Origin of the sequence: Ilumatobacter sp., assembly GCF_039969435.1 — a bacterium.
Lineage (GTDB): Bacteria > Actinomycetota > Acidimicrobiia > Acidimicrobiales > Ilumatobacteraceae > Ilumatobacter_A.
The window spans coordinates 185462-201642 of sequence record NZ_JBDVNU010000030.1; the positions used below are offsets into that span (position 1 = coordinate 185462).

General features: G+C 67.4%; 16 protein-coding genes. 3 read left to right on the forward strand and 13 right to left on the reverse strand.

Annotated elements, in window-relative coordinates; all coding sequences use genetic code 11:
• The first annotated feature begins 34 nt into the window (after positions 1-34).
• A complete protein-coding gene (locus ABJK40_RS15760) occupies positions 35-2005 on the forward strand; it encodes a hypothetical protein (protein WP_348478352.1) in 1971 nt (656 codons plus the stop codon).
• Between the two features lie 54 nt (positions 2006-2059).
• On the opposite strand, the gene ABJK40_RS15765 is transcribed toward ABJK40_RS15760, so the two are convergent.
• The 3 genes from ABJK40_RS15765 to ABJK40_RS15775 all read right to left on the reverse strand — a co-directional run bounded on the left by ABJK40_RS15765 (position 2060) and on the right by ABJK40_RS15775 (position 3614).
• Positions 2060-2725, reverse strand: a complete 666-nt coding sequence (locus ABJK40_RS15765) for a CoA pyrophosphatase (RefSeq protein WP_348478353.1) — start codon at positions 2723-2725, stop codon at positions 2060-2062.
• A gap of 130 nt (positions 2726-2855) precedes the next feature.
• Positions 2856-3026, reverse strand: coding sequence for a hypothetical protein (locus ABJK40_RS15770; RefSeq protein ID WP_348478354.1), 171 nt, complete (start codon positions 3024-3026; stop codon positions 2856-2858).
• Positions 3027-3056: 30 nt separating this feature from the next.
• A complete protein-coding gene (locus ABJK40_RS15775; protein WP_348478355.1) occupies positions 3057-3614 on the reverse strand; it encodes a hypothetical protein in 558 nt (185 codons plus the stop codon).
• A gap of 55 nt (positions 3615-3669) precedes the next feature.
• Between ABJK40_RS15775 and ABJK40_RS15780 the strand changes: the two genes are divergently transcribed.
• A complete protein-coding gene (locus tag ABJK40_RS15780) occupies positions 3670-4986 on the forward strand; it encodes a cytochrome P450 (protein ID WP_348478356.1) in 1317 nt (438 codons plus the stop codon).
• A 156-nt stretch (positions 4987-5142) separates the two neighbouring features.
• Here the strand turns inward: ABJK40_RS15780 and groL are convergent, their stop codons facing one another.
• From groL to ABJK40_RS15795, 3 genes are all read right to left on the reverse strand, one after another.
• Positions 5143-6780: a chaperonin GroEL gene (gene groL / locus ABJK40_RS15785; RefSeq protein ID WP_348478357.1), complete on the reverse strand. Its 1638-nt coding sequence runs from the start codon at positions 6778-6780 to the stop codon at positions 5143-5145.
• A 56-nt stretch (positions 6781-6836) separates the two neighbouring features.
• Positions 6837-7127, reverse strand: coding sequence for a co-chaperone GroES (groES, locus tag ABJK40_RS15790; RefSeq protein ID WP_348478358.1), 291 nt, complete (start codon positions 7125-7127; stop codon positions 6837-6839).
• Positions 7128-7407: 280 nt separating this feature from the next.
• A complete protein-coding gene (locus ABJK40_RS15795) occupies positions 7408-8127 on the reverse strand; it encodes a DM13 domain-containing protein (RefSeq protein ID WP_348478359.1) in 720 nt (239 codons plus the stop codon).
• 95 nt (positions 8128-8222) lie between these two features.
• On the opposite strand from ABJK40_RS15795, the gene ABJK40_RS15800 reads away from it, so the two are divergent.
• The gene (locus ABJK40_RS15800) at positions 8223-8981 is read left to right on the forward strand and encodes a class I SAM-dependent methyltransferase (protein WP_348478361.1); all 759 of its coding nucleotides are present in this window, start codon (positions 8223-8225) and stop codon (positions 8979-8981) included.
• A gap of 23 nt (positions 8982-9004) precedes the next feature.
• On the opposite strand, the gene ABJK40_RS15805 is transcribed toward ABJK40_RS15800, so the two are convergent.
• The 7 genes from ABJK40_RS15805 to ABJK40_RS15835 form a co-directional block, all read right to left on the reverse strand.
• Complete coding sequence (locus ABJK40_RS15805; RefSeq protein WP_348478362.1) at positions 9005-9625, reverse strand: TetR/AcrR family transcriptional regulator; 621 nt, start codon at positions 9623-9625, stop codon at positions 9005-9007.
• A gap of 61 nt (positions 9626-9686) precedes the next feature.
• Entirely contained in the window at positions 9687-10739 is a 1053-nt protein-coding gene (locus ABJK40_RS15810) for an ABC transporter ATP-binding protein (protein WP_348478363.1), read from the reverse strand.
• Complete coding sequence (locus ABJK40_RS15815) at positions 10736-11782, reverse strand: ABC transporter ATP-binding protein (RefSeq protein WP_348478364.1); 1047 nt, start codon at positions 11780-11782, stop codon at positions 10736-10738. Before ABJK40_RS15815 ends, ABJK40_RS15810 begins: the two co-directional genes overlap by 4 nt.
• A complete protein-coding gene (locus ABJK40_RS15820) occupies positions 11779-12705 on the reverse strand; it encodes an ABC transporter permease (RefSeq protein ID WP_348478365.1) in 927 nt (308 codons plus the stop codon). Before ABJK40_RS15820 ends, ABJK40_RS15815 begins: the two co-directional genes overlap by 4 nt.
• Entirely contained in the window at positions 12702-13637 is a 936-nt protein-coding gene (locus ABJK40_RS15825) for an ABC transporter permease (RefSeq protein ID WP_348478366.1), read from the reverse strand. Before ABJK40_RS15825 ends, ABJK40_RS15820 begins: the two co-directional genes overlap by 4 nt.
• Before the next feature lie 16 nt (positions 13638-13653).
• Positions 13654-15255, reverse strand: a complete 1602-nt coding sequence (locus ABJK40_RS15830; protein WP_348478367.1) for an ABC transporter substrate-binding protein — start codon at positions 15253-15255, stop codon at positions 13654-13656.
• Positions 15256-15445: 190 nt separating this feature from the next.
• Positions 15446-16045, reverse strand: a complete 600-nt coding sequence (locus tag ABJK40_RS15835; protein ID WP_348478368.1) for a Maf family protein — start codon at positions 16043-16045, stop codon at positions 15446-15448.
• Positions 16046-16181 lie beyond the last annotated feature (136 nt).

Below are 16181 nucleotides of genomic sequence, written 5' to 3' on the forward strand. Positions count from 1 at the left end.
TTCGGGCCCACGGAGGCGTCGTAGTGTGGCGGTGATGAAGGCTCGAATCGCCCGATCGGCCGTCATCGCACTCCTCCTCGGTGCCGTCGTCACCTCGACGGCCTCGGCCGCTCCGGCAGGCAGGATCGAGGTCGACGATCCCCCGGTGCGGACCATCGACACCCGCGTCGGCGACGGCGCTCCACAGGGGAGGGTCACCACGATCCAGTTGGGTTCGGGCATCCTGCAGGTCTGGGCCGTGGCTCCCGAGGCCCCGGGTTCGGCCGTGGTCCACCCGTGCAGCGAGCCCGCTCCCACCGACCGCGTCACGTTCCGCCTCGACCCGGCACAACCCGTCCAGTTCCACCGGATCTTCACGTCGGACAGTTCCTGTCTGACCTCCACCGTGCCGATCCACGTGATCGTCGACGACGGTGGCAGCGTGTCGGCCGCGTCGACGGGCACCGCCGACCAGTACGTGCCACTGCCGAGCCCGATCGCCGTGTCGACACAGACGCTTGCGGGGAACGCGACGACCCGGATCCCACGACCGGCTCAGGTCACGACCGACGCCACCGCGGCACTCGTCGGGCTGGAAGCCCTGCTGAGCGAGGAACCAGGCTTCATCAGCGCCTCCGGCTGCGACGGCCCGCGGCCCGTGTTCGCCGACCTGTCGTTCGCGCGCGGGCGGGTCGCCAACGTCGCCGCCGTCTCCGTGGACCCCGGTGAGGACATCTGCGTCTACGCCAGTACCGCCGTCACGCTGCGCACCACTCTGCTCGGCGAACTCCGCAGCGACGGCCCGAACCCCGAGGCGCTCCCACCGAGATGGAACTTCGTCCCCGCCCAGGTACCGGCCCCGAGCCTGCGCTCGATCAACCCGGTCCGCCGGCTCGACACCCGCAACGGAACCGGCCGGGCAGCCGTCTCGAACAGCGGCGTGCTCCGCCCCGACACCTCGACACTGAGGGCGAACACTCCCCTGGAACTCTCCTTCGGCGACCTGGTCGGGCCCCTCACGACCGCCGTGAGCATGAATGTCACGGCGGCGAACGCTCGGGCCGACGGCTTCCTGACCGTGTGGCCGTGCACCGGCGCACGACCCGAGGTGTCCAACCTCAACTTCACCACGTCGGGTGCGGTGCCGAACCTCGTGGTCACCAAGCTCAGCCCTCGCGGGACCGTCTGCATCGAGGCGAGCAGCGAGGTGCACGTGATCGCCGACGTCAACGGCACCTACGAGGACGACGGCGGGCTGCACGCCGTGCCGGTCGAGCCGGTCCGCATCCTCGACACCCGGTCGGCCGTCGGTACGTCGATCGCCGGTCGCGTGACCGCCGGCAACGAGATCGAACTCCAGGTGACCGGCGCCGGGGTGCCCGCTGACGCAGGCGCCGCCACGTTGAACGTCACGGCCACCGGATCCGACCGGAACGGTTTCGTCACCGTCTACCCCTGCGACGCCTCCCGGCCCACCACCTCGAACCTCAACTTCCGGGCAGGAGAGGCCTCCCCCAACCTCGTCACGACCGCGGTCTCCACCGACGGCACCGTGTGCCTGTACACGTCCCAGGACGTCCACCTCGTCGCCGACCTGTCCACCTGGTACGGGCTCGATCGGCCCGCAGGCCTCGTCGACCTGGCTCCGACTCGCATCCTCGACACCCGCCGACCGATCGGGGTGGCGACCGCCGGACGGGTCACACCGTCGACGGTGGTCGAACTCGACGTCGCACCGACACCGGGCGCGGCCGCCGGCGCCGACGCCGTCGTGATGAACGTGACCGCAGCGCAGGCCGACGGGATCGGATTCGTCACGGTGTGGCCGTGTGATCAGATCCGACCGACGGTGTCGAACCTGAACATCCGCCCCGGTCGAACCGTGGCGAACCTCACGACCGTCAAGTTGTCGGGCACGGGCACCGTCTGCCTCGCCACGACGAGTTCGACCCACCTCATCGCCGACGTCGCCGGCTACCTGACCGACGTCCCGGTCTGCGGCAACGCCCTCGTGCTCGACCCCTGACATCGCCCCGCTGTCACGCCGGGACGGCGCCGGGGTCTGACCCCGACCGACCTGTCAGCGTGGCAGGACGAGCAGATCGACGAGGATCCGGGCCGTGGCCCCCCACACCGTCTCGTCGTCGAGGTGGAAGAAGTGCAACGGACGGTCGAGCGGGGCGAGGCCCCAGCGTTCGCGGTGGTACGTGCCGGGCCGGGTGAGGTCGGCGATCGGCGTCCACATCACCCGGTCGGCCTCCATGGTCTGCGGGCTCAGCTCGATCCGCTCGTCGAGCGTTGCCACGATCGGCACGATGTAGCTCTTCGACACGATCGTCGACAGGTGTTCCAACTCCCCCACGATCGTGGGTCGGGCCGGATCGAGGCCGATCTCCTCGTGCGCTTCTCGCAGAGCGGTCTGCACCGGCGTTTCACCGGGGTCGCATCGACCCCCGGGGAAACTCATCTCGCCCTTGTGGTTCCGCAGGTGCATCGATCGCCGGGTCAGGAGCACCTCGGCTCCGTCCGGACCGTCGGCGAGGACCAGCAGGACGGCGGAGTTGCGAGCGTCGGCGAAGGTGGGGATCAGCGGTGCCGAGGTCGCTGCGACGGGAGCAACCAACTGCTCGACGCTCCAGGTCGCACCGAGCGGCCACGGCGGATCGACTTCGACGACGGTGTTCGCCGGTCGCGGGATCACCTGCCTGCCACCGGCCCGCCGCTGCACCGACCCGGGGTCAGACACCGCCACACCTTCCGCAACACCCGGGGTCGGACACCTCGACATCTCCCCAACACGTCGCGCCTCGACACATCGTCGTCTCTGTCACCATGCGGTTCGCGTCACACGACTGCGACGATCCACCGCGCCGGGTTCACGAAGCCGAAGGGGTCCAGCCCGATGCGGTCAATTCCGCGAGAACGACGTCGAGTCCAGCGGTCTTCATGTTCGCGAGGACCCGACCGGGGGCCTCCTCGCCCTTCTCGAACTCCTCCCACGCGGCGAGGATCTTCGTCAGGTCGGGTGCCGGCTGCTCGAAGCTCATGGGTGCGAGTCTACGAGCGTCGTCCGGTGGTCATGCCGAGTCCGACCTGTTGCGGTCGTCGATCATCGCCTTCTTCAAACGCTTCGCCGCGAGGAAGGTCTGTGCGGCCGAACGGCCCGCCATCCGACCCGCGATCTCCGGGTCGACCTTGGTGTCCGACGGATCGGATCTCGGGGCCGTGCCCGTCGCCCCGGTGGCAGTGCGCGAACGCCCCCGACGACGGTCCTTGCGCTCGTTTCGAGTCGCGAAGTCGGTGTTCCACCACACGAAACCCAGGACGAGTGCGAGCAGGAGCATGATCGCTCGGGTCGAGTTCTGGACGGCGTAGACCGGCTGGGCCGACGCCACCACCGTGGCACCGATGAGCGCCACGTCGAACAACCGGTGGACCTGACGGTGCACCAGCCGGAACGCTCCCGCCGGACCGGTGGAGATCGCGGCGTTGACGATGATCAGACCACCGAGCACGAGCGGGATGATCGGCGTGGAACTGGGGATGGCGGTCGAGATGAAACAGGCACCGATGATGTACTCGACGAGTTGGTGCATCCAGAACGGGCGCATTGCGCGGTTCGACTCGGTCGCCATGGTCGCAGGGTATCGAAGAGCGCGCCGAGGGGGCTCGCGTGGCACGCTGGTCGACATGGACCCCGACGCGACGACCGACGACGGGAACGGCGGAGAATCCGTCGCCGGCGCACGACCCGATCACCTCGACGACGGGCACGCTCCGTCCGATCTGATCGCCCGTCTCGACGTGACCGACCCCTCGTTCATCGACGACCCGTATCCCGCACTGGATGCTCTGCGCGAAGCGACACCGATCTTCTGGAACCCGTCCAGTGGTCAATGGATGCTGACCCGCTTCGCCGACATCGCCTCGACCCTGCGCGACCGGCGGGTGGGCCGAGGCTTCACCCACCGCTACTCCCACGAGGAGTTCGGTCGACCGGCACCCGATCCACGGTGGGCGGCCTTCCACGAGCACGAACGGTGGTCGCTCCTCAGCCTCGAGCCGCCCGATCACACGAGGCTCCGTCGTCTGGTCTCCAAGGTGTTCACGCCGACCTCGATCGCACGCCTGCGTGGCCGGGTCACCGCGTTCGCCGACCAGCGGCTCGACCGCTGTGCCGAGATCGCCGCCGACGCCGGATCGTTCGATCTCCTCGGCGACTACGCGCAGCCGTACTCGGTGGCCGTGATCTGCTCGATGCTCGGTGTACCCGTCGAGGACGCCGATCGCCTCCTCGCGTGGTCGCACGCGATCGTCAAGATGTACGAGCTGACGTCGGCCGACGCGACGAGGGTGGCGGCGAATCGCGCCGCCGAGGAGTACATCGCGTACACCCGGGAACTGATCGCAGAGAAGCGTCGGCACCCCGACGACCTGCTCGTCTCGCAGTTGGTGCAGGTGACCGACGAGGGGGACTCGTTGACCGAGGACGAGATCGTCTGCACCACGATGGTGCTGGTCGAGGCCGGACACGAAGCCACGGTGAACACGTTGGGCAACGGCTTCCGTGCGCTGATGCATCACCCGGATCAGTGGCGGCGGCTCACGTCGGGCGAGTTGGCACCCGGCGACTCCGTCGAGGAACTGCTGCGCTACGACGCACCGCTGCAGATGTTCGAACGATGGGTGCTCGACGACGGAGTCGAGATCGCCGGTCAACCGATCGACGTCGGCCAGGAGGTGGCGATGCTGTTCGGGTCGGCGCAGCGCGACCCGCGCCGCTTCGACGATCCGGGCCGCTTCGACATCGGCCGCAACGACCCGAGCCACGTCGGCTTCGGCGGCGGCATCCACTTCTGCATCGGCGCCCCGCTCGCCCGCATGGAGTTGGCGGTGTCGGTGGACGGCATCGTGCGTCGCTTCCCGGACCTCACCCTGGCGGCCGAGCCCGAGTACCACCCGACCTTCGTCATCCGCGGCCTGAAGGAACTCCGCCTCTCCCCCTGACTGCACACCCCCACCGGTGAGTCTGCGTCGGCCCAGGCCCGACGGAGACTCACCGCAACTGGTTCAGCTGGACGAAAACGCCGACGGGCGGACCGGCTCGATGCCGATCCGCCCGTCAGAACGTCATGCGTGCCGAGGCGGTGCCTCGGCAGGTGGTCACATCATGCCGCCCATGCCACCCATGCCGCCGCCGCCCATGCCGCCCATGCCGCCATCGGCTTCGGGCTCGTCGGCGACGAGGACTTCGGTGGTCAGCAGCATCGCTGCGATGGACGCTGCGTTCTGCAGGCCCGCACGGGTGACCTTGGCCGGGTCGATGATGCCGGCGGCGACGAGGTCTTCCATGACCCCGGTCCGGGCGTTCATGCCCTTGGAACCCTTGGCAGCTTCGACTTCCTTGACCACGACGGCCCCTTCGAGGCCGGCGTTGTTGGCGATGTTGAGGCCCGGAGCGATGAGCGCCGTCCACACTGCCTTGGCGCCGGTCTGCTCGTCGCCCTCGAGGGTCTCCACGACGGCCCAGACGTCCTTGCGTGCACGGATCAGTGCGGTGCCGCCACCGGCGACCACGCCTTCCTCGATGGCTGCACGAACCGACGACACGGCGTCTTCGATGCGGTGCTTCTTCTCCTTGAGCTCCACCTCGGTGGCGGCGCCGACCTTGATCAGCGCCACACCGCCGGCCAGCTTCGCGAGACGCTCCTGGAGCTTCTCACGGTCCCAGTCGGAGTCGGTGTTCTCGATCTCGGCCTTGATCTGGTTGACGCGACCGTCGATGTCGGCCTTGTCGCCGCCACCGTCCACGATCGTGGTGTTGTCCTTGGTGATCACGATGCGCTTGGCCGTGCCGAGCAGGTCGAGCGTGACGGAGTCGAGCTTGAGGCCGACTTCTTCGCTGATGACCTGGCCGCCGGTGAGGACGGCCATGTCCTGCAGCATCGCCTTGCGGCGGTCGCCGAAGCCGGGGGCCTTGACGGCCGCAGCGTTGAACGTGCCGCGGATCTTGTTCACCACGAGGGTGGCGAGTGCTTCGCCTTCGATGTCCTCGGCGATGATGACGAGCGGCTTGCCGGTCTGCATCACTGCTTCGAGGGTCGGGAGCATCGTCTGGACGGTGCTGATCTTGGCGCTGTGCAGCAGGACGTAGGCGTCCTCGAGGACGACTTCCTGACGCTCGGTGTCGGTCACGAAGTACGGCGACAGGTAGCCCTTGTCGAACTGCATGCCCTCGGTGAAGTCGAGCTCGGTGCCGAACGTGTTCGACTCCTCGACCGTGACCACGCCGTCCTTGCCGACCTTGTCGATGGCGTCGGCGATGACCTGGCCGATCGACTCGTCGGCGGCCGAGATGGTGGCGACGGACGCGATGTCCTTCTTGTCGTCGACGACCTTGGACTGCTTGGCGATCGATGCGACGGCGGCCACGACGGCCTTCTCGATGCCGCGCTTGATCTCCATCGGGTTCGCTCCGGCGGCGACGTTCTTCATGCCGGCGTTGACCATCGCCTGTGCGAGCACGGTGGCGGTGGTGGTGCCGTCGCCGGCGATGTCGTCGGTCTTGGTGGCGACTTCCTTCACGAGCTGAGCGCCCATGTTCTCGAACACGTCGTCGAGTTCGATCTCCTTGGCGATCGACACACCGTCGTTGGTGATGGTCGGTGCGCCGAACTTCTTGTCGAGGACGACGTTGCGGCCCTTGGGACCGATCGTGACCTTGACGGCGTCAGCGAGCTTGTTGACGCCTGCTTCGAGTGCGCGACGAGCTTCGTCGTCGAACTTCAGAATCTTTGCCATTGTTGTTTTCTCCTAGCGATCTGTGTGTGGTTTCAGCGGGGTGCTCAGGGTCATCGTCAGCCGACGATGGCGAGCACGTCCCGGCTGTTGAGGACGAGCAGGTCTTCGCCGTCGTTGCTGACCTCGGTGCCGCCGTACTTGCTGTACAGGACGGTGTCGCCGACGTTGATGCCGACTTCGATCAGTTCGCCGGTGGTGTCGGAGCGCTTGCCCGGGCCCACGGCGAGAACTTCACCCTGCTGGGGCTTCTCCTTGGCGGAGTCGGGGATGACGAGACCGGAAGCGGTCTGCGTCTCGGCCTCGGCGGGTCGGACCACGATGCGGTCATCGAGTGGCTTCAGGTTCATGAGTTCTTGCCTCCATTGGCAGTCACGTTGTTGCGGGTGTCGATGATTCGGCGATGACTCACGCCGACTCACAGCGTCAGGGTGTACCCCGTTGGCACTCCCCTCAACCGACTGCCAACGCTAGACCTCTCCACGTCGATTGGCAACCGGCAATCGAGAGTGCCAAATCAGGCCCCGACGCGCAACCGTCACGAAGGCGCGTGGCGGACGACCGTCCGGGTCCCGTGGCCGGTGGGGTGCGGCCCGCCGGTGTCGGGGAGGCGGAGTCACGGCCCGCCGCTCAGGCGGCGACGAGGTCGGCGTTGCCGAAGGCGGTGCTGAAGCGGACGCACCAGATCGAGACCCGGCTGTACCGGTCGAGGTCGACATCGGCCGCGATCTCGTAGTTCTGTTCGCCGATGTTGCCCTTCAGGTCGCCGAGGTCGATGAAGTCGTTGGGATCGTCGGGATCGAACAGGTAGACGTTGAGGTCGGGTCCGTTGCTCGACTCGAACTCCTCGAAGCGCAAGAAGCGCTGACCTGTGCCGTTGCCGAGCACGATCGCCTCGCCCGTCACGTCGTACCGGCTCGTCCCCGCGAAGGAACCCGACGCCTCGGTCACGATCTGCGGCTCGGAGGGAGGCGGGGCGACGGTCGGCTGCGGTGGCGCCGAGCCGGGTGCCTCCTGGGATCCGGCGGTCTCCACGGCGGCTCCGGCGTCGCCGGATTCCTCGTCGGGCCCGGGCGCGGCGACCTCGGACCCGGTGCTCGCCACCTCGTCAGCCGACTCGACGCTTCCCGGTGTTCCCGCGACCTGAGCGTCCGCCTCGTCGGGAACGGTCGCGACGGCCGAATCGTCGGCTGCAGCCGGAGGTGCCGAGAACTCGGGGAGTGCCTCGGCGACTTCGTCGTCGACGAAGGCCGTGTGGATCCCGAAGTACCCGAATGCGAGCCAGGCGAGTCCGGCGAGGACGACACCGGCGGCCGGGAGGCTCACCTTCCAGTTGCGGATGAACTTCATGTCGCCATCGAACCAGACGACGCACGCCGCACGACCCGACTTCACCGATCGTTCCGATTCCGTTCGCCGCCGTTTCGGATCGGTACGTTGACGGGGTGTCACGGCCGGCCGATCCGATCTTCGCCGATCCGCGACTCGCACGGATCTACGACGACATCGACGGTGATCGCGACGACCTGGATCTCTACGTCGACATCGTCGGCGAACTCGATGCGCGTCGCGTCCTCGACATCGGGTGCGGGACGGGAACGCTGGCGTGTCGCCTCACGGGGCGAGGCATCGACGTGGTCGGCGTCGATCCCGCCCTCGCCTCGCTCGACATCGCACGCGGCAAACCCGGAGCCGACGCCGTGACGTGGATCCACGGCGATGCGACGGCGCTGCCCCCGGATCCGCCCCTCGCTGATCTCGCCGTCATGACCGGCAACGTGGCGCAGGTGTTCGTGACCGACCACGAGTGGTCGGCTGCGCTCGACGGGATCGGACGCGCACTGCGAGCCGACGGACGACTCGTGTTCGAGACGCGGAACCCCGCGCGTCGGGCGTGGGAGAACTGGGACACCGACGGGGTGCCCACGAGACACACGACGGCAGTCGGCGACGTCGACACGTGGACCTCGGTGCTCGACGTGGCCGTGCCGCTCGTGTCGTTCCGCCACCACCACCGGTTCGTCGCCTCGCAGGAGATCGTCACCTCGGACTCGACGCTGCGGTTCCGCAGCCTGGACGAGATCGAGGCCGACCTGGCGGCACACGGCTTCGACGTCGACGAGGTGCGTGACGCACCCGACCGGCCCGGCCTCGAGTTCGTCGTGATCGCACATCGGTCGCCGTCACGTGCGGCCCCGGCCTGATCGCTGCTCGCCCGTGCAGGGAATCAGATCGGTGGATCTCCGAGTCCCAATGCACGACACCACAGGACGTTCAGCGTGTGAAGTGCGGCATCGTGTTCGTAGTCCTCCCCCAGGACCATCCACACGTATGCGAACCGCTCGACCATCGAGCACAACGCCTCGGCTGCGTACCGGGGTTCGAGCACCACGTCGACGTCACCGTCGGCACGAAGCCTGCGGATCTGTCGCTCCACGCGCCGGACGAAGACCTCGCGCGACTGACGTCGGAACTCTCGCATCTCCGCGTCGAACGTGGCCACCTGCTCCACGAGGGCGATCATCGGAGCGTGGGACTGGTAACTCCGGAGGAACGCTCGGTTCGCTTCGCTGATGCGGGCCTCCACCGATTGCGCCTGGACGGAGGACGCCGGCTTCGCCTCGTCGAGCATCGTCTCGCCGAGCAACCGCACCGCTTCACGGAAGATCTCCTCCTTCGACGTGAAGTACGTGTAGAAGGTGCCGTGGGCGACTCCCGCCGCATCCGTGATGTCGGTGATCCGTGCATCCAGGAACCCCTCGCGCTCGAAGACCGTTCGAGCTGCGTCGAGCAGCCCCGACCGCGTCCGCTGTCCGCGCTGACTCATCGGAATCGTCGGCCGGGCCATCCGACAGACACTACGTCACAACCTCGTCAGTGCCCTGCGGAGCCGGCAACCGGAGAACGCGTCACGACGACGTCCGCGTCGCTCCGAGGTGGACGGTCGAGGTTCCGGATGCGTCGGGCGTGTGCAGGTGACACCGCACTTCTCCCCCTCCCTCGACGGCGACCACCGGTGGAATCTCGGTCCGGCACCGATCCATGACGTAGGCGCACCGGGTGTGGAACCGGCAGCCGGCGGGTGGCGCGCTCGGATCGGGCGGGTCACCCGGGAGCACGATCCGATCCCTGCTGCGCTGCCGCACCGGATCGGGGACCGGCACCGCCGACAGCAGCGCCTCGGTGTACGGGTGTGCGGGCCGCTCGTAGACACGTTCCACGGGACCCACCTCGACGAGCGCACCCAGGTACATCACTGCGACCCGGTGACTGATGTGGCGGACGACGGAGAGATCGTGGGCGATGAAGAGGTACGCCAGTCCGAGTCGTTCGCGCAGATCCTCGACGAGGTTGATCACCTGGTTCTGGGTCGACACGTCGAGCGCGCTGACCGCCTCGTCGAGCACGATGAGGTCGGGGTTGGCGGCGAGCGCTCGTGCGATCGCCACGCGCTGACGCTGGCCACCCGAGAACTCGTACGGGTAGCGGTCGCGGTGATGGGCGGCCAACCCGACGGACTCGAGCAGGTCGACCACGCGCTCGTCGCGAATTGCTCGCGACATCCCGTCGTGGAGACGGATCGGTTCGGCGATGCTGTCCCCCACGACCATCGACGGGTCCAGCGACGAGTACGGATCCTGGAAGACCATCTGCATCCGGGCGCGAAGCGGACGCAGGGTTCGCTGGGACATGTGGGTGATGTCGACCCCACCGAGTTCGATCGTTCCGGCATCGGGTTCGAGGAGTCGGACGATGGCGTTGGCGGTCGTCGACTTGCCGGATCCCGACTCCCCCACCAGACCCAGCGTCTCGCCGATGCCGATCGTGAACGACACGTCGTCGACGGCACGGACACGTCGCCGGGCGAACAGACCGCGCTTCTGGGTGAAGCTCACCTCGAGACGATCGACCCGCAGCAGCGGGTCGGCCGAACGCTCGATGGCTCGCTCGTACGCGCTCATCGGGCCACACCGATCTCGTCTGCGCGGATGCATCTGACGGTCCGTTGCAGCCCGATCTCGACGAGTTCGATCGCCTGCTCTCGACACGCATCGGTGACGTGCTCGCAGCGTGGAGCGAAACGACAACCCGACGGCATCGCCCACGGTTCGGGTGGTGAACCGGGAATCGACGAGAGCTGCGAGCCGCGTGACCCCACCTGTGGCATCGCCTCGAGGAGACCCTGCGTGTAGGGGTGTTGCGGATCGGCGAAGATCTCGAACACGTCACCCTCCTCCACGATCTGTCCTGCGTACATGACTGCGACCCGATCGCAGATGTCGGCCACCACCCCGAGGTCGTGCGTGATGAACACCACCGCCATGCCGAGTTCGGCCTGGAGATCTCGGAAGAGGTCGAGGATCTGCGCCTGCACCGTGACGTCGAGCGCGGTGGTGGGCTCGTCCGCGATCAGTACGTCGGGCTCGCATGCGAGCGCCATCGCGATCATCACGCGCTGACGCATCCCACCGGAGAACTCGTGGGGATAGGCGCCGAGGCGGTCCGCAGCGGCGGGGATCCCCACGAGGTCGAGCACCTCGACGGCGCGACGTCTCGCCTCGCTCCGTGACGCTCCGCGGTGGCGACGTACCACCTCGGCGATCTGTTCGCCGATGGTGAACGCCGGGTTGAGGCTCGTCATCGGCTCCTGGAAGATCATCGCGATGTCGGCACCGCGATGCTCCTCCAACGATCTCGCCGAGATGCCGACCAGGTCCACATCGCCCAGCATCGCCCTGCCGTGGCTGACCCGGCCGGGAGGGCTCGGCACGAGACCCATGGTGGCCATCGACGTGACGGTCTTGCCGGACCCAGATTCCCCGACGATGCCCAGGGTCGTGCCGGCAGCGACGTCGAACGAGACACCGTCGACGACCGTGACCCACCCCTGCTCGGTCAGGAAGTCCACCTTCAGGTCCTCGACCGAGAGGACGGTTCGTCCCTCGACGGGCGAACCGGACTTCCCGACCGTGTTCGCTTCGCTCGTGATCAGATCGTCGGTCATTCGGATCGCACCTCTCGTCCGATCGCATCACGCGCCCCGTCGCCCAGCACGTTGAAGGCGAGGACGGTCAATCCGATCGCTGCGCCGGGAAACACGACCAGCCACGGCTGGCTCTCCATCACTCGGAATCCGTTGGCCAGCATCGAGCCCCACGATGATTCGGGCGGCTGCACGCCGAGGCCCAGGAAGCTCAGTGACGCCTCGGCCAACATCGCGAAGCCGCTGGTCAGCGAAATCTGGACCAGCAGCGGCGACAGCACGTTGGGAAGGACGTGGCGGCGCACGATGCGATGGGACGGCGTGCCCGTGGCGCGAGCAGCTGCGATGAACGTCTCCTCGCGGACCGAGAGGACCGATGCTCGAACGAGACGGAGGAACGTCGGTGCGAAGACGATGCCGATCGCGACCATCGCGTTCGTCAGGCTCGCCCCGAGGACCCCGACGATCGCGATGGCGAGGATCAGGGGCGGGAAACTCATGATCGCGTCGTTGACCCGCATGATCAGCCGGTCGACGCGCCCGCCGAAGTAGCCGGCGACCAGACCGGGCACCACGCCGAGCGCGAGCCCCACGGCAACGGCTTGCAGCACGGCCACGACGGCGATCCGCGACGCGAGGATCATCCGGCTGAGGACGTCGCGTCCGAGCTGGTCCGTTCCCATCACGCCGCCGTCGAACGGTCCGGCCATGACGTTCGCGAGGTCCTGTGCATTCGGATCTCGTGGTGCGATCCACGGAGCGAGGATCGCGATCAGTGCGAGCACGACGAGGTAGGCCGCGGCGATCACGGCGGCCTTGTTCGCCGTGAACCGGCGCAGGAATCGGCGCGAGGGCGACTCGGACGGGTGGAGGAGTTGTCGGTCGGCGCCGACCATTGCGGACGACCCGCCGACCAGCGTTTCGGGACCGATCACGTCCGTCATCGAGCGCGGACCTTCGGGTTGAGGTACCCGTACATCAGGTCGACGATCAGATTGACCCCGATCACGACGAGTGTGGCCACCACGACAATGCCTTGGATGAGGGGGAGGTCACCTTCGGTGACTGCCGTGATGGCGAGTTGGCCCAGGCCCGGGATCCCGAAGATCTGTTCGATGACGACGGTTCCACCGAGCAGGAACGAGATCTGCAGTCCGAGGACGGTCACGACCGGGATGGCCGCGTTCTTCAATGCGTGTTTGAGCACCACGGTGTGCGAACGCATGCCCTTGGCCCGTGCCGTGCGCACGTAGTCCTGGGCGAAGACGTCGATGAGCGAGCTGCGCAGTTGGCGCGCCGTGACGGCGGCACCGCTGCTCCCGAGGGCGATCGACGGCAACACGAGGCTCTTCGCCCATTCGGCGGGGTCGTCGCCGAACGGCACGTATCCGGTGGCCGGAAGCCAGGAGTTGCGGATGGCGAGGAAGAGGATCAGCAACATCGCCAGGAAGTACGACGGCAACGCCACCCCGGTGGTGGCGCCGAGCGTGACCAGTCGGTCGACCCAGCTCCCTCGCTTGGATGCCGCCAGGACGCCCGCGGGAACTCCGACAGCGAGTGCGAAGACGAGCGCCCCTGCGGTCAGCACGATGGTCGTGGTGAACCGACCACCCACCAGATCGGTCACCTTGGCGCTGCTGAACAACGACGTACCGAAGTCCCCCTGCACGGCGTCGCCCACCCAACGTCCGTACTGCACGACCACCGGATCGTCGAGCCCGAGATTGGACCGGACCTCGTCGATGCGTTCCTCGGTCGCGTTCTCGCCGGCGAGGGTGACAGCGGGGTCACCCGGGACCAGGAAGATCAGCCCGAAGACGATCACCGTCACGATGAACAGGAGTGGGATCACGCCGAGCAGCCGGCTCCACAACATCCTCAGCATCGCGACCTCAGCTCGTGACGCCCATGCCGCGGAACTCCGGCTTGCCCGAGAACCAGCCTTCGACTCCCGTCACGTTGCTCGCGTACACGACCGGCGTGGTCGTGAAGTAGATGACGACGTCGAGCGCGTCTTCGGTGACCTGACGCGAGGCGGCCTGGAGATCGAGTGCACGATCCTCGGGCGACTGCACCTCGAGCGCCGCCGCGCTGGTCTCCTCGACGGCGTCCGTGGTCAGGGCACCGGGGTTGGAGAAGCCGGCTGCCGTGTAGAGCAGTCCGAGCGTCTGGCTCGGGTCCGGACGTCCACCCCACGGCGAGACCAGACCCTGACCTTCCTTCTGGACGTAGAAGATGTCGGCGGTCTGGGACGGCTGCACGGCCCGGATCTCGGCGGTCACCCCGATCTCGGCGAGCTGCGCCTGGACCGCTTCGCCCAACTGTGTGATGTTCGGCACGGTCGGGACGATCATCTCGAACGTGAAGCCGTCGGGGTAGCCAGCGTCGGCCAGCATCTGGCGGGCCATCTCCGGGTCGTACTCGTAGAGATCGGCGGAGATCGAGTCGTCATGCGCGAAGTACCCCTCCGGGAAGGGTTGCACGCCGGCGATACCACCGATCCCGAGGAGGAGTCCGTCCACGATCGCATCTCGGTTGATGGCGTGGTTCAGAGCCTGACGTACCACGGGATCGGCAAAGGGTTCGAAGGAACCATTGAGTTGGAGGTGGTAGTACGCCAGGCTCGGGACCGTCAACAGTTCGAGCCCAGCCGACTCCGCCTCCGAGACCTGGGGCGGGTCGACGAACGTCCAGTCGATCTGACCCGAGCGCAGCGCATTGAGACGGGTGACCGAATCGGTCTGGATCAGGAAGTCGATTCCGGCGACCTGGACCGCATCGGGGTCCCAGTAGTCGTCGTACGCCTCGTACACGATGCGCGCATCCTGGTCGTACTCGGCGACCGTGAACATCCCGGCTCCGACCGGTTGGACGTCGAGGTCGGCGTTGTCGAAGGCTGCGGGGCTCAGTTGCATCCCGGCCCGGTCGGACAGCACGAGTGGCAGCGACGCCGCATCGCCGTTCAGCACGAAACGGACGTTGAACTCGTCGACGACCTCGACCTCCTCGATGACGGCGAGTTCGGAGGACACCGCGGAGTTCTCGACCGTCTGGCCCCGCTCGATGTTGGCCTTCACTGCCTCGGCGTTGAACGGTTCGCCGTCGTGGAACGTGACGCCTTCGCGCAGCTTCATGTCGAGCGCACCTCCGTCCTCGGAGAACTCCCACGACTCGGCGAGGCCCGGGACCGCTTCGGCTCCGGACGACTGGTGGACCAGTCGGTCGTAGGTGAGGAACAACGACGTGTTGTCGAAGCTGGAGCTCGCACGGTGCGGGTCGAACCGACTGGGCCCGACGGTGTACGAGACACGCAGCACCTTCGTCGGGTCGTTCTCGCCCGCCGCCTCTGCGGGCGAGTCGCTGGACGAGCCGACAGGCGCACTGGATGCCGATCCCGAGTCGGTGTCGGCAGGCTCGGACGAACTGCCGCCACCGCATGCGGCCACCACCCCCACGCTGAGTGCCAACACGATCGGTACGAAACGTCGTTTCATCGGATTCCCCATTCATCGTTCGACCCGACCCCCCTGGCCGCATCGATCGTCAAGGTAGGTCAATCTTGACGTCGACGTCAAATTCAGATGACGTCGACGTCGATTTCATGTCGGACGGCACAGCGATCCGATCGTCGCCGGGACGCGGATCGCCCCCGGTCGGGGTCCGAGCGAGACGCGCGAGAGGTCGTCAGCCGAGGACGTTGCGGAGGATCTCGAGGGTCTCGGCGAGCGGGAGTCCGATGACGTTGGTGACGCTGCCGTCGACGCGCTCGACGAACGCTGCGGCCGCCCCCTGGATTCCGTAGGCGCCCGCCTTGTCGCTCGCCTCACCGGTGGCGACGTACCAGTCGATCATCTGATCGGTCAGTGTCGCGAACACGACGTCGGTCGACACCACGATCGTGGTCGACCGACGAGCTCCGTGATCCGCGATCGACACCGTGACGCCGGTGTGGACGCGGTGCGATCGACCCGAGAGCGAGCGCAGCATGCGGCGGGCGTCGTCGTCGTCGACCGGCTTCTCCAGGATGCGGCCATCGACCTCGACGGTCGTGTCGGCAGCGATGACGACGTCGCCACGCCCGGCGAGCAACGATTCCATCGACGCCGCTGCCTTCTCGATCGACAGCCTGCGCACGTAGTTCGTCGGCGACTCTCCGGGCACGGGTGTCTCGTCGATGTTCGCTGCCCGCACGGCGAACGTGAGCCCGACGGACCTGAGCAGTTCGCGCCGACGCGGCGAACCCGAGGCCAGTACCAGCGAACGGTCCGACGGCAGCGCGATCATCGACCGACCATACCGACCCCCATCGAGGCACGACCCGCATCCACCGACCCCGCCGGATTCCGACTGTGAGCCCACGACCGCGAGATCACGGTCCTCGACTCACGGATACGGAACCGACTCGACGGGTCCGACCACA